Origin of the sequence: Rhodococcus sp. IEGM 1381 (assembly GCF_030056795.1) — a bacterium.
Lineage (GTDB): Bacteria > Actinomycetota > Actinomycetes > Mycobacteriales > Mycobacteriaceae > Rhodococcoides.
Genome location: NZ_JASHKQ010000003.1, coordinates 196715 through 212938, shown reverse-complemented (window position 1 = coordinate 212938; position 16224 = coordinate 196715). Strand labels below are relative to the sequence as shown.

Annotated in this window: 11 protein-coding genes and 1 tRNA gene; 5 read left to right on the top strand and 7 right to left on the bottom strand. The window is 63.7% G+C overall.

The annotated features are described in order from the left end of the window. Positions 1 to 55: 55 nt before the first annotated feature. The gene (locus QM797_RS13025; protein ID WP_283276022.1) at positions 56 to 1165 is read left to right on the top strand and encodes an endo-1,4-beta-xylanase; all 1110 of its coding nucleotides are present in this window, start codon (positions 56 to 58) and stop codon (positions 1163 to 1165) included. A gap of 44 nt (positions 1166 to 1209) precedes the next feature. Then, positions 1210 to 2133 (top strand): alpha/beta hydrolase, encoded by a 924-nt coding sequence (locus QM797_RS13020; RefSeq protein WP_283276021.1) that lies wholly within the window; start codon positions 1210 to 1212, stop codon positions 2131 to 2133. On the opposite strand, the gene QM797_RS13015 is transcribed toward QM797_RS13020, so the two are convergent. Beyond that, on the bottom strand, positions 2127 to 6284 hold the full coding sequence (locus QM797_RS13015; protein WP_283276020.1) for a bifunctional nitrate reductase/sulfite reductase flavoprotein subunit alpha: 4158 nt from the start codon (positions 6282 to 6284) through the stop codon (positions 2127 to 2129). The two genes, QM797_RS13020 and QM797_RS13015, sit on opposite strands and share 7 nt — an antisense overlap. 261 nt (positions 6285 to 6545) lie before the next feature. On the opposite strand from QM797_RS13015, the gene QM797_RS13010 reads away from it, so the two are divergent. Further along, complete coding sequence (locus QM797_RS13010) at positions 6546 to 7739, top strand: L,D-transpeptidase (protein ID WP_283276018.1); 1194 nt, start codon at positions 6546 to 6548, stop codon at positions 7737 to 7739. A gap of 19 nt (positions 7740 to 7758) precedes the next feature. On the opposite strand, the gene QM797_RS13005 is transcribed toward QM797_RS13010, so the two are convergent. The 3 genes from QM797_RS13005 to orn form a co-directional block, all read right to left on the bottom strand. Next, the gene (locus QM797_RS13005; RefSeq protein ID WP_283276017.1) at positions 7759 to 8508 is read right to left on the bottom strand and encodes a M23 family metallopeptidase; all 750 of its coding nucleotides are present in this window, start codon (positions 8506 to 8508) and stop codon (positions 7759 to 7761) included. Positions 8509 to 8837: 329 nt separating this feature from the next. Continuing rightward, positions 8838 to 8913, bottom strand: a tRNA-His gene (locus tag QM797_RS13000). 78 nt (positions 8914 to 8991) lie between these two features. Next, positions 8992 to 9603 (bottom strand): oligoribonuclease, encoded by a 612-nt coding sequence (gene orn / locus QM797_RS12995; protein WP_094635673.1) that lies wholly within the window; start codon positions 9601 to 9603, stop codon positions 8992 to 8994. A gap of 95 nt (positions 9604 to 9698) precedes the next feature. On the opposite strand from orn, the gene QM797_RS12990 reads away from it, so the two are divergent. After that, a complete protein-coding gene (locus tag QM797_RS12990) occupies positions 9699 to 11423 on the top strand; it encodes a helicase HerA-like domain-containing protein (RefSeq protein WP_283276016.1) in 1725 nt (574 codons plus the stop codon). Here QM797_RS12990 and cmrA read toward each other — a convergent pair. The 3 genes from cmrA to QM797_RS12975 are packed head-to-tail and all read right to left on the bottom strand — an operon-like array spanning position 11420 to position 14816. Then, entirely contained in the window at positions 11420 to 12223 is an 804-nt protein-coding gene (gene cmrA, locus QM797_RS12985; protein ID WP_283276015.1) for a mycolate reductase, read from the bottom strand. The genes QM797_RS12990 and cmrA overlap by 4 nt on opposite strands. Before the next feature lie 23 nt (positions 12224 to 12246). Continuing rightward, complete coding sequence (locus tag QM797_RS12980) at positions 12247 to 14292, bottom strand: NADPH-dependent 2,4-dienoyl-CoA reductase (protein ID WP_283276014.1); 2046 nt, start codon at positions 14290 to 14292, stop codon at positions 12247 to 12249. Continuing rightward, positions 14289 to 14816: a PadR family transcriptional regulator gene (locus QM797_RS12975; RefSeq protein WP_283276013.1), complete on the bottom strand. Its 528-nt coding sequence runs from the start codon at positions 14814 to 14816 to the stop codon at positions 14289 to 14291. Before QM797_RS12975 ends, QM797_RS12980 begins: the two co-directional genes overlap by 4 nt. Positions 14817 to 14899: 83 nt before the next feature. On the opposite strand from QM797_RS12975, the gene QM797_RS12970 reads away from it, so the two are divergent. Further along, complete coding sequence (locus tag QM797_RS12970; protein WP_283276012.1) at positions 14900 to 16222, top strand: MFS transporter; 1323 nt, start codon at positions 14900 to 14902, stop codon at positions 16220 to 16222. Positions 16223 to 16224 lie beyond the last annotated feature (2 nt).

The window sequence follows — 16224 nt, the reverse complement described above, 5'->3', positions numbered from 1 at the left end:
CGCATGACAAACCGTTCGAGGAATGAGTGCATTGCGTTGTTGCTAGCATCCGCAGATGTACATGAATGCGCCCCTGCGATCGATTGCCGTTCTGGCGACTCTTATGTTGCCGTTCGTCGCGACTCCGGGAGCGGGCGCAGTTCCCGTCGTGCGGGCCCAATCGAGTCCGGCAGTGTGTGATGGACAGTCCGGGGACATTCGGATCGGTGTGTCCCCGGGTGCAGCAATCGCGACCCTGTCCACAACAGACCTCGATCGCGAACTCTCCCTTGCCAAGGACGCTGGTGCCTTCGCCGTCCGACTCGATCTGGACTGGGGCTTGATCGAGCCGACTCGCGGCGCGTTCGATTGGGCGCTGAGCGACCGCATCATCGATGCCGTGGTAGCCCATGGAATGTGCCCATACGGCATCGTCGGCTACACGCCGCGGTGGGCTCGCGTCCCCGCCGCGGTCGACGACCCGCACTCGCGCCCGGCCGACCCCGACGAATTCGCGTCGTTCGCGCGCACCGTCGTCCAGCGGTACCAGGACCGAATGAGCCTGTGGGAGGTGTGGAACGAGCCGAACCTCGTGTCGTTTTTTGCACCGGCCCCCGACGTAGCTGCCTACTCGGCGCTGCTGCAAGCCAGTTACCGCGCGATCAAACAGGTCCAGCCCGATGCCACTGTGCTCGCGGGCGGAATGGCCCCGGCCGAGACCGCGCAGGGCAACATCACCGGGACGACCTTCCTGTCCAGGATGTACGAACAAGGGGCCAATCAGTATTTCGATGCCTTCAACGTGCACCCGTACACATGGCCGTACCTACCGAACGACCCCGGGACGTCGTCGTGGAACACCGCCATGAAGATGTGGTCGATGCGAGATGTAATGGTTGCGGGCGGTGACTCGGACAAACAGATCTGGATCACGGAGTTCGGTGCCCCGACGGGTACCAACCCGAGCAGCGTGACCGAGCAGGTCCAGTCCGACACCATCGGGATCGTGCTCGACGCAGTTCTGGGCACCGACTGGCTCGGTCCGGCCTTCGTCTATTCGTTGCGTGACTCGGGAACCGACACCTCGGACGTCGAGCAGAACTTCGGATTGCTGCACCGCGACTGGACGCCGAAGTTGGCATACGCCCGCGTCGACGCCTATGCCGCTGAGCATTCTGCACCGTAGAACCTTCGATTCCGTCGGCGATCCACGTGGGCTATGGTCTGCTCATGATTTCGCAGCCGGGGGGCGCGGTTCCACACCGTATCGACATCACGTTCGACTCGAACGGGGTCGACTGTGCGGCCTGGCTGTACCTTCCCGACAGCACCGACCCGGCCCCGGTGATCGTCATGGCACACGGTCTCGGCGGTACCAGGGAGATGCGACTCGACGCCTATGCCGAGCGGTTCCGTGCCGTCGGGTACGCCTGCCTGGTGTTCGACTATAGCTACTTCGGGGCCAGCGGCGGTGAGCCGCGCCAGCTGCTCGATATCGAGTCTCAATTGCAGGACTGGACGTCGGCCATCGCCCATGCCCGTTCGCGTACCGATGTGGACAACGGTCGAATCGTGTTGTGGGGCTCGTCGTTCGGCGGCGGCCACGTCATCGTCGCTGCCGCCCGAGACCAGCACGTCGCGGCTGTCGTGGCGCAGTGCCCGTTCACCGACGGCATCTCGTCGGGGCTTGCGTCGAACACGTGGACGTCGATGAAGCTCTCCGGGCGAGCCCTGGGCGATCTGGCGGGGTCGGTGTTCGGTCGAGCGCCGCTGATGGTCGCCACGGCCGGGCGACCCGGAACGACCGCACTGATGACCTCACCCGACAGTTACGACGGCTATCTGGCTCTCGCGCCTGAAGCGGACGAATCGTTCCACAATCGGGTAGCGGCCAGAGTCGCGCTGCAGATCGTCCGGCACCGGCCCGGACGTCGAGCCGAGGATGTCCGATGCCCCATTCTGTTCGTCGTCTGCGAGACGGACTCGGTCGCGCCCGCGAAAGCAACCCTGCGGTACGCGCGGAAGGCTCCGCTCGGTGAGATCAGGACCTACGACGCCGGTCACTTCGAGATCTATCTGGGAGAGGCGTTCGAGAGGGTAGTGGCAGATCAGCTCGAGTTCCTCACACGCACCGTGCCGCCGAGCAGTCAGTAGACGTCGCGCACGTAGCGCTTCTCGGCAGCAAGAGCTTTGACGTAGGCCTCGGCACTGCTGGGAGCGAGCTTTCCGTGCTGGGCCACCACCCCCTTCAGTGCAGCATCGACGTCCTTGGCCATTCGCGATGCATCGCCGCAGACGTAGAAGTGGGCACCTCGAGCAATCCAGTTCCATAACTCGGCCCCGTGCTCGCGCATCCGATCCTGGACGTAGACCTTGTCTTTCTGATCGCGGGAGAAGGCAACGTCCAGGCGGCTGAGCGACCCGTCCCGCATCATCTCCGTCAGTTCGTCGCGGTAGTAGAAATCGGTATCCGCATGTTGCTCACCGAAGAACAGCCAATTCTGGCCGGTGTGACCCAGAGCCCGACGCTCGTGCAGGAACGCTCTGAACGGGGCGACGCCCGTGCCGGGGCCGACCATGATCATCGGCGTGGCGGGGTCGTCCGGTGGCTTGAAATGAGAGGACTTCTGTACGAAAATCCCCACCTCGTCGTTCGCCGCGTGGTCGGCCAGATACGTCGAGCACACGCCGCGTCGCGGAACTCCGTGCACGTTGTACCGCACCGCCGAAACAGTCACCTGTACCTCGTTGGGACTCTCCTTCGGACTCGACGAAATCGAATACAGCCGCGGCTGCAGCGGTTTGAGAATTCCGAGCCAGTCTTGTGCCGACGCGCGAACCGGATGCGCAGCAAGTACATCGATCGACTGACGACCCCACATCCAGTCGAGCAACGCATGTCTGTTGTCGGGATGCAGCATCGCTTCGAGATCGTCGACCGCGGTCCGGCGGTGGATGAACTTCAACAGATCCGGTGTCGCACGGGCGATCTCGAGGTGGCTGCGCAGCGCCGTGCGCAATGTCATGGCACCGGATCCGCTGAGATCGACACTCGTGTCTCCGTCCAGTCCGGTGGCCAGCAACCACTCGTCGACGAAAGCATCACTGTTGCGCGGCCAGACTCCGAGCGCATCACCGACCTCGTAGTCGAGTGTTCCGTCGGGTAGATGAAAGCCGAGTTGGCGCACGTCCTTCATCGATCCGCGCGAATTCAGTACTCGGTTGCGTACCAGAGTCGTGACGAGCGGAGACTTCTTGCTGTAGCGCGCCGGTGTGGCGGCATCGTGTGTGGTCTGTTCGGTCGATCGTGCAGTCCCCTCTACCGTCGTCGGCGCGACGACGCCACCTGTGGTCGAGGGGGTGGCGGCGTCATCGTCACGAAGGCGGTCCACCACTGCGTCGAGCCACGATGCCGCCTCGTCTTCGTAATCGGGTTCGCAGTCGACTCGGTCGAGGAACCGGGTAGCACCCAATTCGGAGAGGCGCTGGTCGATCTTGCGGCCGTGGCCGCAGAAGTCGGCGTAGCTCGAGTCGCCGAAAGCGAGTACTGCGTAACGGATTCCATTCAGACCGGGCACGGACTCGTCGACCAGGCTGTCCCAGAACGTAGCCCCGTTGTCCGGAGTTTCGCCGTCACCGGTGGTACTGCTGACGATCAGCACGTCTGCCTCAGCGGGCAGTCGATCGACGGTGAACGAGTCCATCGACTGCTCCGTGACGGTCAGACCTGCTCCCCTCAGATGCGAAAGACAGGTCTGTGAGTATTCCTCGGCAGTTCCGGTCTGCGAGGCCCACAGCAGAAGAAGCGGCCGCTCCGACGAGTCGGAGGAGACTGCCGGGGCCGCGGTCGGCGCGCCGTCGAAGTCGAGTCTGCGCGAATACAATCCGGCGAGAACCCCGTCGAGCCAGGCATGAGTCTCGGGGGACAGGGGTGTCTGCGCCGGCAGGGTGGGCGTTCCTACGGCCGCACGACCTGCCGCGCTGCCCAGACCCTCCAGCAACCCTGCGATATAGCTCTGTTCGACCGCGGTGAACGGTGCCGACGGGCCGGCGGGTCGGCCGACTATCGCGGCGAGTGCGTCGATCGGATCATCGGTAACGTTCTCGACCACAGGCAAAAGGGGCTTCACTGCAGCAACTTTGGTGAGTGTGACTGCGCACGCCTTGAACTCGGGTTGCTGGCTGTACGGATCGACCGCGTCGTTGGTGACCGCATTGATCGCCAGATTTTCGCCGAACTCGTCGTTCCAGTGAAACGGCGCGAAGCAGTTGCCCGGGAGAACTCGATCGGTGACGACAGCCGGGAGTACCGCACGGCCCCGTCGAGATACGATTTCCACACTGTCGCCCTCGGTCAGACCGAGACGGTCGGCGTCGATGGTATGTACCTCGACGAACGGGCCGGAATCGAGCTTGTTCAGCTTGGCGACCTTGCCGGTTTTGGTCATGGTGTGCCACTGATGGGGCAGACGACCCGTATTGAGAACGAACGGGTAGTCGTCGTCGGGCATCTCGGCAGGCGCCATGCTCGGCCTCGCGAAGAACTGTGCTCGTCCGCTGGGGGTCGGGAAGGACAGTGCGGGAATCGATCCGTCCTCGCAGACGCGTTGTCTCTGGCTGACCCCGTCGTTGAGGTAGCGGATCGGGTTTCTGGTGGTCGTGGCGTCGGGCGGGCACGGCCACTGGAGTGGATTCTCGCGTAGGCGCTCGTAGGTGACACCCCGGATGTCGTAGCCGGTCTTGGGGTTCCAGAATTGCTTGATCTCCTCGAACACCTCCTCGGCGCTCGAATAGGTGAATGCCTCCGAATATCCGAGCGCGCAGGCCATGTCGGCGATGATCTTCCAGTCCGGCAGAGCCCCGCCCGGTGCCTCGACTGCCGGTTGGAACAGCGTCAGGTTGCGCTCGGAATTGACCATCACGCCCTCGGCTTCGGTCCACAGTGCCGCGGGAAGCAAGACGTCGGCGTAGGTGTTGGTCTCGGTATCGGCGAATGCATCTTGGGTGATCACCAACTCGGCGCGTTCCAAGCCGTCGATCACTGTCGTTCGGTTGGCCACCGAGGCAACCGGATTGGTGCAGATGATCCAGCAGGCCTTGATATCCCCTGCAGCCAGCTTGGAGAACATCTCGATGGTTCCGCCGCCGACGTCGGTGCGGAGCGTCCCCTCGGGGACACCCCATCGATCCTCGACGAATTCACGGTCGGCATCCTCGACCACCGATCGCTGTCCCGGGAGTCCAGGGCCCATGTAGCCCATTTCCCGTCCGCCCATGGCGTTCGGTTGCCCGGTCAAAGAGAAGGGTCCGCTTCCGGTCTTGCAGATGGCTCCGGTGGCCAGATGAAGGTTGCACAGTGCGTTGGTGTTCCAGGTTCCGTGCGTCGACTGGTTCAGGCCCATCGTCCAGCAGCTCATCCAGTTGTTCGCATCACCGATCATCGCGGCCGCGCCGCGCAGGTCCTGCTCGTCGAGACCTGTTGCTGCACAGACCTTGTCCAGGGTGTAGTCGGCGAGAAATTCCGGCATCGCGTCCCACCCGTCGGTGAACTTCGTGATGAAGTCGGGGTCGGTGTTGCCGTCCTCGACGATGAGCGCGAGCAACCCGTTGAGCAGGGCCAGGTCCGAGCCCGGGTTCAGTTTCAGATGCAGGTGGGCCTTGTCTGCGGTGGCGGTACGTCGAGGGTCGACGACGATCAGCTTCGCGCCTGCCTTGACGCGGTCCATCATCCGCAGAAACAGAATGGGGTGGCAGTCGGCCATGTTGGAGCCGATGACGAAGAAGACGTCGGCGTGGTCGAAGTCTTCGTAGGATCCGGGCGGGCCGTCGGCACCGAGTGACTGTTTGTATCCGGTTCCCGCGCTCGCCATGCAGAGTCGTGAGTTGGATTCGATCTGGTTGGTGCCGATGAATCCCTTGGCCAACTTGTTCGACAGATACTGAGCTTCGATCGACATCTGCCCCGATACGTACAGTGCCACGGCATCGGGACCGTGCTCGTCGATGATGGTGCGGAGCCGCCCAGCGGCGTCGTTGATCGCCACCGCGGTGTCCATGCTTTCCGGGCGCTCGCCACGGCGACGCCGAATCTGCGCTTTCTCCAGCCGGCCGGGCCCGGCCAGCATGTCTGCGGTGGTCGTCCCCTTGGTGCACAGCCGGCCGAAGTTGGCCGGGTGAGACTTGTCGCCGACGGACTTGGTGACGACGGGACGTGCGTCGGCCGACGTCGAGAGGCCGCCGACCTGGAGCACCATGCCGCATCCCACACCGCAGTACGCACAGAGTGTCTTCACCGTGGTGACCATGGATTCCACAGTGCCCGGTCCAGGGTGCGCGGCCATTACACGTCAGTTAGCCGGATATGACGTTGTCCTCACCGTGCTGTGCGGGGCCCGGTGATCTCGTGTCGTGAAGCTCATCGCGTGGGGTAAGGAGGTAACACGAACTTTGTGCCTCGCGATTGGTACTCGAACGTTATTCATCGAACGGGCTGTCGAGTGGAATGTGAAGATTCTGCGCTGGCACAATCGTTCGTGTCGGGCTCGAAGTGGGAAGTGGTGTGGTTGATGAGGGTGAATCGCGGATTCGTACTCGCCGCGGTGGGAGTCGTCGCTTCGGTGGCGGTCCTGTCGGGATGCAGTTCTGCATCGGACATCTCCGAACCGTCGGTGCCCATCGATTCCAATCCCATGACCGAGCTGCTGAAGCCGAAGTTGACCTCGAGTGTCCTCGACGGAGCAGTCGGATTCTCGCCCGCCGACCCGGTGACCGTGTCGGTGGCCGACGGCAAATTGTCCTCGGTGACGATGCTCAACCCGGCTGGAGATCCGGTGTCGGGGGCAATCGCGCCCGACGGGTTGTCGTGGACCAACACCGAGCCGCTCGGCTACGACCGCGAGTATCGCGTGCAGGCCGACGCGTTCGGACTCGGGGGAGCGTCGAGCACGATCACCAGCTTCACCACCAGTCAGCCCGGTAACTTCACCAAGCCTTATGTCCTGCCGAATCCCGGTGACATCGTCGGTATCGGGCAGCCGGTCGCGGTCCAGTTCGACGAAGCGATCACCGACAAGCTTGCTGCACAGAACGCGATCACGGTGACCACGACGCCTGCCGTCGAAGGCGCGTTCTACTGGGTCAACAACAAAGAGGTTCGCTGGCGACCACAGAATTACTGGGCGCCGGGCACCAAGGTCGACGTGGCGGTGAACGTGTACGGGCGCGACCTCGGTGACGACATCTACGGCCAGGAGAACGCGACGACGTCGTTCACGATCGGTGATGCCGTCATCGCCACCGCCGACGACAACACCAAGCAGGTGACGTTCAACGTCAACGGCCAGGACGTCATCACCATGCCGACGTCGATGGGCAAGGACAGCACCCCCACCGACAACGGCGTCTACATCATCGGTGACCGTTTCGAGCATCTCGTGATGGATTCTTCGACGTACGGCGTGCCGGTGAACTCGTCCACCGGATACCGAACGCCGGTCGATTGGGCGACGCGAATGTCCTACAGCGGCATCTTCTTCCACTCCGCACCGTGGTCGGTGGGGCAACAGGGGTACTCGAACGCCTCGCACGGTTGCCTGAATCTGAGCCCGACCAATGCCAAGTGGGTCTACGACAACACCAAGCGCGGCGACATCGTCGTCGTGAAGAACACCGTCGGTGGAACGTTGTCGGGTACCGACGGTCTCGGTGATTGGAACATCCCGTGGGACGAGTGGAAAGCGGGCAACGCCACTACGGTCTGATCGGTTTCGATCGGGTGGATCAGCTTCGATCGCGGGTTTGATAGAGCGAAGGATCGATGCCGAGTGTCTTCAGGTACGCCACCGGTTCGATGCTCGAGCCGTTGTTGCGTACCTCGAAGTGCAGATGCGGTCCGGTCGAATTGCCGGTGCTGCCGACTGCGCCGAGTACGTCTCCCGGTGCCACCTCGTCGCCGACCGACACCGCGAGGCTGGACTGATGGCCGTAGTAGGTCTCGGTATTGCCGCTCTTGACCCGGACGAGCTTGCCGTAGCCGTCGCCCGCGTCCCCGGCCTGAACGACGGTTCCGCCGGTCACCGCATGGATGGGGGTCCCGCTGTCGGCGGCCAGGTCCACTCCCTGGTGGTACTGCGCGCCGTTGCCGGTCGGGTTGTTGCGTCCGCCGTAGCCGGAGGTGATGCGGTATTTGCCTGCGTCGATCGGGAGCACTGCGCCGCCGAGACCGACGGTGGGCGGTGCGGTGGGCAGTTCGATCTCGGGCACATCGACAGTGCTCGGGGCGTCCGGCGAATCCGGCGCCGACAGCAGGTCGCCGTCGAGAACGATCTCCGCGACCTGGTTGATGAGAACACCGGTGGCGTCGAGCACCGCGGCGAGTATTGCGGCCCGTTGCTGGGCGTCGGGCTGGGGGATCGGGATCTGAGGTAGTTCGATCGTGGGTTGAGCGGTGGCCACCGCTGGGCTGAGCACGCCGGTTGTGCCGATGCACAGTGCTGCCGACAAGATCGAACCCGCTATGACTCTGTGCATTCTGCGACCCACGAAAAAGCCTCCTCGTCTGCGCCCACCGCGCACCCGTCGGATGGGTGCGAGTTGGACGTAAGAACACGTTCGGTGACGCTTCGGGGCACGCTGAACTCACGTAGCAGGAAACACATGAATCACATTGGTACTTTTCTTCCCCAAAAGTGCCATTAGTAACCGTACGTCACATCAACCCCACAGGAAACCTGAAAGTTGAATTACAACAACGTAATTCGAGGTCAAGGCAGGTGCGTCGGCACCTCCGGCCGCTCCGTGACGGGTGAAATGAACGCACAAAAAAGGCCGGTCTCGCGAGGAGACCGGCCTTCTTCGTATGGGGTGAGCGACGGGACTCGAACCCGCGACATCCAGGATCACAACCTGGTGCTCTACCAGCTGAACTACGCCCACCATTGCACGCGTCCGCAGAACCTTTTCGGGCTCTGCATCAGCAGCGTCGACAATACTAGCGGGTTGAATCCGAGGTTGCTAATCCGCCCCCGATTGCGTGTCGAGTTCGGCAACAACTGCTGCGATGTCGCTGGTAGAGGGCCCCGGCGGAGCCACGAAGGCCGTCCGGCGGTAGTACTGCAACTCTTTGATCGACTCCTTGATGTCCGCCAGGGCGCGGTGCGCAAGGCCCTTGGCCGGCTGCCCGTAGTAGATCCGTGGGTACCACCGTCGGGAAAGTTCCTTGATCGAGCTGACGTCGATCATTCGGTAGTGGAGGTAGGTGTCGAGCGCGGTCATGTCGCGAGAGATGAATCCACGATCGGTCCCGATGGAGTTTCCCGCGAGCGGAACAGTTCCGGCCACCGGGACGTGCTCCTTGATGTACGCCAGTACGCGCTGCTCGGCTTCCTCCAGCGTCACCGTCGATGCGCGCACTTCGTCGGTCAAGCCCGACTTGGCGTGCATGTCGGTGACGACGGCAGGCATGTTCGCCAACGCGTCGTCATCGGCGTGGATGACGATGTCGACACCCTCTCCGAGGATGTTCAGCTCACTGTCGGTCACCAGCGCCGCAATTTCGATCAGCTTGTCCTTGCTCAGGTCCAAGCCGGTCATTTCACAGTCGATCCACACGAGTTTGTCCTGCACGCGCTCCACCCTAGTGCGAGCTGCGATGCCACTAGGGTTTGCGGTGGCGATCGAAACCAGTTCAGCACCAGCACACGTTCATGGAGGACGCGGACATGACAGTCGACCCGACGCAGCCGGCACCCACGCTCAGTCCTGCGGAGAGGGCGAAGGCAGCCAAGGCTGCCGCAGTGGAAGCCGCGCGGGTGGCTGCCGAAGCACTGGCTGCAGCCGACGCGGCCGAAGCCGAGGCACGCGCCGCGGAAGAAGGGCAAGCATCGCCGGCAACCGGTAAGGCTGCCGAGATCGCTGCCGGATACAACTCTGCGGGTGCGGCTTTGGAGCTGGGAACCGTGGTTCTCGACGGTGTCACCGACCCCACTGCCCGCATTCGAATTCCGTTGGCGACGTTGAACAGGCATGGTCTCGTTGCCGGGGCCACCGGAACCGGTAAGACGAAGACGCTGCAGGGAATTGCCGAACAGCTCTCTGCGGCAGGGGTTCCCGTCGTCATGGCCGATGTCAAAGGCGATCTGTCGGGACTGTCTGCGCCGGGTGAGGACAACGAGAAGATTCGCAGCCGCGCTGCGGACACCGGTCTCACGGACTGGGCTCCGGCCGGACACCCGGTGGAGTTTCTTTCTCTCGGCACCGAGGGAATCGGAGTGCCGGTCCGTGCCACCATCACGGCATTCGGTCCGATTTTGCTGAGTAAAGTGTTGGGGCTGAACAATACTCAAGAATCAACACTCGGTCTTATCTTTCACTGGGCCGACTCCCAGGGGCTCGCCCTGCTCGACCTCAAGGACCTGCGGTCGGTGATCATGCACCTGACGAGTGACGAGGGGAAGGCAGATCTCAAAGGCATCGGCGGGGTCTCCTCGGCAACCGCAGGCGTTATTCTTCGCGCGCTGGTCAACCTCGAAGCAGACGGAGGAGACACCTTCTTCGGTGAGCCGGAACTCGAGACCGAGGATCTGCTGCGCGTCGGACCGGACGGCAGAGGGGTCATCACTCTGTTCGAGCTCGGGGTTCAGGCGTCACGTCCGGTGATGTTCTCCACCTTCCTGATGTGGGTGCTCGCCGACCTGTTCCAGACGCTTCCCGAAGTCGGTGATATCGACAAGCCCAAGCTGGTCTTCATCTTCGACGAGGCACACCTGCTGTTCGCCGATGCGTCCAAGGCGTTCCTGCAGCAGGTGGAACAGACCGTCAAGCTCATTCGCTCGAAGGGCGTCGGCGTCTTCTTCTGCACGCAGCTGCCGACCGACGTTCCCAACGACGTGCTCTCACAATTGGGCGCACGTATTCAGCATGCTTTGCGCGCCTTCACGCCCGATGACCAGAAGGCGTTGAACAAGACGGTGCGCACGTACCCCAAGACCGACGCGTACGACCTCGAAAAGGCGCTGACGTCGTTGGGGACCGGTGAAGCAATCGTGACAGTGCTCTCGGAGAAGGGCGCGCCGACTCCGTTGGCGTGGACGAAGATTCGTCCGCCCCGCTCACTGATGGACACCATCGGCAACGACGCCATCGCCGTGGCCGCGTCGTCGAGCACCCTGTCCGCGAAGTACCGTGAAACGATCGATCGCGAGTCGGCCTACGAGCGGATGAACGCACGCGTGGCGAACGTGCCCACTCCCGCCGAGAAGTTCGACATCCCGCCTCTGCCTGCCGATCTGCCCGATCTACCCCCGAGCGAGCCGGACGGCCCGTCGGCTGCCGAGCGCATCATGGGCAACCCGGCGGTCAAGAGCTTCCTGCGATCGGCCGCCTCGGCTGCCGGGCGGGAAATCTCGCGCAGTATCTTCGGAACCGGACGACGGCGCCGGCGCTAGCTGCCGAGCTTCTTGTAGAAGCTGCCGATGATCGGTGCGGAGATGCTGCGTGGGCTGTACTGCCCGGCGACCGACATACCCTTGCTCAGCAGGCCCGGGACGACGCGCATCTTGTTCTTCGCGAGGCCGTCGAGGGACAGCTTCGCGGTGTAGGCGCTGTCGATCCACAGGAAGTCGGGAACCATCTTGTCGACGATCGAGGCCTCGGCCGGGTCGGGTGTCTCGGTGCGGACCGGGCCTGGAGCGAGCAGGGTGACGTTGACGCCGGTGCCTGCGAGCTCACCGCGCAGTGACTCCGAGAACGTGTTGACGAAGGCCTTGGTTGCCGCGTACGTCGCATTGTTGGGGATGGCCATGTTGCCTGCCGCCGAACCGGTGATGAGGATGCCACCGGCCCCGCGGCCGATCATGCCGGGCATGACCGCCAACGTGAGGTCGTGCACGGCAACGGCATTGAGTTCGACCTGATCGCGCTCGTACGCCGGGTCCAGACCGGCCACCGGTCCGAACGTCGCGATGCCCGCGTTGTTGCACAGGATGGAGATCTCGCGCTCGGAGAGCTCGGTGACCAGTGCCTGCCGCTGCTCACGATTCGACAGATCCGACGCACGCACCTCGACGGCAACGCCGTGCTCGGCCGTGAGCTTCGCAGCCAACGCCTCGAGCAGCTCGCCGCGTCGAGCCACCACGATCAGTGAATGACCACGGGCGGCGAGTTCGGTGGCCAGGGCTTCGCCGATACCGGAGGAGGCTCCGGTGACGACGGCACGGGCATCGGGGTTGGGCTTGGGCAGGCTCACGGTGAGACAGGCTAGCGGACAGATCAGATCGTGGCCGCGAGCCGGGTGCCTTGCTCTATCGCCCGTTTGGCGTCCAGCTCGGCCGCGACGTCCGCACCGCCGATGATGTGCGTGGTGGTACCCGCGGCCTTCAGCTCGTCGACCAGATCGCGAACCGACTCCTGGCCCGCGCAGATCACGATGGTGTCGACCTCGAGCAGACGCGCGCGCTCATGCTTCTCGCCGAACGAGATGTGCAGGCCCGCGTCGTCGATTCTCTCGTAGTTGACGCCCGAAAGCTGATGCACACCTTTGGCTTTGAGGGCCGCTCGGTGAACCCACCCCGTCGTTTTGGCCAGCCCTGCGCCGATGCGTCCCGGCTTGCGCTGCAGCAGATACACCTCGCGCGGTGACTGCGCGGGCACCGGTGTGGTCAACGCCCCTGGTGCGGCCTCGGGCTCGGTGACTCCCCACTCCTGCTTCCATTCCTTCAAGTCCAGCGTGGGGGAGGCGTCGGTGGTGAGGAACTCGGAGATGTCGATGCCGATTCCACCTGCACCGATGACCGCAACCCGATCACCGACGGGCTTGCCGTCCCGAACCAATTCTGCATACGACAACACCGAGGGGTGTTCGATGCCGGGGATGCTCGGAATTCGGGGAGTGACGCCGGTAGCCAGCACCACCTCGTCGAACTCACCTGCGATCAGCTCGGCGGCCGAAACTCGGCTGCCCAAGTGGAGGGCGACGTCGGCGGTGCGGAGCGCGCTGGAGAAATAGCGGATCGTCTCCGCGAATTCCTCCTTGCCGGGAATCAGCCGCGCGATTCCGAACTGACCGCCGATCTCGTCCCTGGCCTCGAACAGGCTGACGGCATGGCCGCGTTGCGCGAGATTGAGGGCTGCGGCCAAGCCTGCGGGCCCCGCTCCGACGACCGCGACCTTCTTCGTCTTCTTCGTCGGCAGCAATTGCAGGTCGATCTCGCGGCCCGCTCGGGGATTGACCAGGCACGAGACCTTCTTGTGGACGAAGGCGTGGTCGAGACAGGCCTGATTGCAGGCAATGCAGGTGTTGATCTGGTCCGCGGAGTCGGTGGCGGCCTTCTCTACCCAGAACGGATCGGCCAGCATCGGTCTGGCCATCGCGATCAGCTGCGCGTCGCCGCGGGCGAGGATGTTCTCGGCTATCTCGGGCATGTTGATGCGGTTGGATGCCGCAACGGGGATGGTGACGTACTTCTCCAGCTTGCCGGTGATGTCTGCAAATGCTGCTCGCGGAACCGAGGTGACGATGGTCGGCACCCGCGACTCGTGCCAGCCGATGTCGGTATTGATGATGTTCGCGCCTGCAGCCTCGACGTCTTCCGCCAGGGCAACGATGTCGTTCCAGCTCTGGCCCTCTTCGACCAGATCGGCCATCGACAGCCGGAACACGATGAGGAAGTCCGGGCCCACCGCAGCCCGCGTCTGTCGCACGATCTCCACGGCCATCCGACGGCGATTCTCCGCCGAACCGCCCCACTCGTCACGCCGCTTGTTGGTGCGCTCGGAGAGGAACTGATTGATGAAGTATCCCTCGCCGCCCATGATCTCGACGCCGTCGTATCCGGCGCTCTGCGCGAGCCGGGCGCAACGCACGAAGTTGCGGATCTGCCAGCGGACGCCCCTCGACGTCAACCGCCGCGGCCGAAAAGGGTTGATGGGAGCCTTGATCGACGACGCCGACACGCTCAGCGGCTGATACGAGTAACGCCCGGCGTGCAGGATCTGCAGCGCGATCTTGCCGCCCTCACGGTGTACCGCTGCGGTGATGCGCCGGTGCCGACGGGCTTCGATGCGGTTGGTGAGTTTGGCACCGAACGGCAGGAGCCAACCGGTGCGATTGGGGGCGTAGCCGCCGGTGATGATGAGGGCGACGCCGCCGCGGGCTCGCTCGGCGAAGTAGGCCGCCAAACGGCCGGTGTCGCGGGCGCGATCTTCCAGGCCGGTGTGAATCGAACCCATGATCACCCGGTTCTTCAACGTGGTTGCGCCGACGTCCAACGGCGACAACAGAATCGGATACGGGCCTGCGGTCTGCTCGGTCTTCACAGCTTCTCCAATACTTCGGTGCACCACTCGGTGAATCCTTCTTCGACGCGAATTCCGCCGCGTAGCACCAGGTATTGATGCAACGCGGTGCCGGTGAGGGCAGCGGGATCCGGAAAATCCTGCTTCTCGATCAGTCGGTAGACGTCGAGGCGGGTGGCATGAACATCGCGATGGCGGGCGACCTCGACCTTCAACGCTGCGATGTCACCGTTGGCGGCACCGCGAATCTTGACGGCGAGCTCCTCGCGTAGCTGCGAGGGATCGGTCGGCGCGGCGATCCAGCGATCGAGCTCGGCGCGGCCCGCGGCGGCGACCGAGTAGACCTTCTTGTCGGGACGGCCGTCCTGTGCGACGGCCTCACCGGTGATCCACCCGGCCCCGTCCATCCGCGTCAGCGTCCGGTAGATCTGCTGATGCGTTGCGCTCCAGAAGAAGCCGATGGACTTGTCGAACCGTCGGGCGAGCTCGTACCCCGAGCCACTGAGCTCGGTGAGGGAAACCAGAATCGCGTGTTCCAAAGCCACAACGGAGAGTATGTATGCAACGCGGTGACTATGCAACTAGGTGCACGAAAGAATTCGGATGCCGCGGTCTAGTGTTGGCAACCATGGGAACCCAGCCGGAGGCCGCCGTCGTCGGAGTCGCAACCATTCGTAAGCAGGTCACCGCCTGGGGATTCTGGGATTGGGGCTCGGCTGCGTTCAACGCCGTGATTCTCACGTTCGTGTTCTCGGTGTATCTCACCGACGCCGTCGGTGACGACCTGCCCGGCTCGATCTCGGCCACCACCTGGTTCAGCTGGTCCATCGCGCTGTCGAGTGTCGTCATCGCGCTCCTCGCGCCGGTCTGTGGGCAGTACTTCGACGCGCGCGGCAAACGCAGATGGTTGCTGGGGGTGTTGACCGGACTGACGGTCGTGGCCATGGCCGGCCTGTTCTTCGTCGAGGACGACTATCACTACCTCTGGCTCGGCCTGTTGCTGCTCGGTCTCGGATCCATCATGTTCGAGTTGGCCAGCATCCCGTACAACTCGATGCTGCGGCAGGTCTCCACTCCGGAGAACATCGGTCGGGTATCCGGATTCGGTTGGGCGATGGGCTATTTCGGCGGGATCGTGCTGCTTCTCCTGTGCTATCTGGGCTTCATCGTCGGCGACGGCGATACGCGGGGCTTACTGGGGCTCACCACCGACGGTGGCCTGAACATCAGACTCGTCGCCGTGCTCGCGGCCGTGTGGTTCGCGGTCTCGGCCATCCCGGTGATGTTCGCAGTTCCCGAAGTGCCCAGGGCCAGTGCCGATCCCAAGGCTGCACAGGCCGGGTTCGCGGAGTCCTATCGCGTTCTCTTTCGCGATGTCCGCGAGTTGTGGAGCGCAGACCGGCGCGCGGTCTACTACCTGATCGCCAGCGCACTGTTCCGAGACGGACTGGCAGGTGTCTTCACCTTCGGGGCCGTTCTCGCTGTCAGCGTCTACGGCATCGGCGCGGCGGACGTACTGCTGTTCGGCGTCGCCGCCAATGTCATCGCAGGCCTCGGTGCCATCGTCGCCGGACGGTTCGACGACAGGATCGGACCCAAGAAGGTCATCGTCTTCTCTCTCACGTCCATGATCGCGGCCGGCACCATTCTGCTGTTCGTTTCGGGACCGACGATGTTCTGGATTTTCGGGCTGATCCTGTGCCTGTTCGTGGGTCCCGCACAATCGTCTGCGCGTACCTTCCTGGCCCGACTGGCACCTCCCGGGCGCGAAGGTCAGTTCTTCGGACTGTTCGCGACGACTGGTCGTGCCGCGTCGTTCCTCGCGCCGTCGCTGTTCGGTCTGTTCGTATGGCTGTTCGACGCCGACCGCGCGGGTATCGCCGGGCTGATCATCGTCCTCGCCGCCGGACTGCTGGCGTTGCTGAAGGTGCGGGCTCCGGAGCGTGTCTGAAC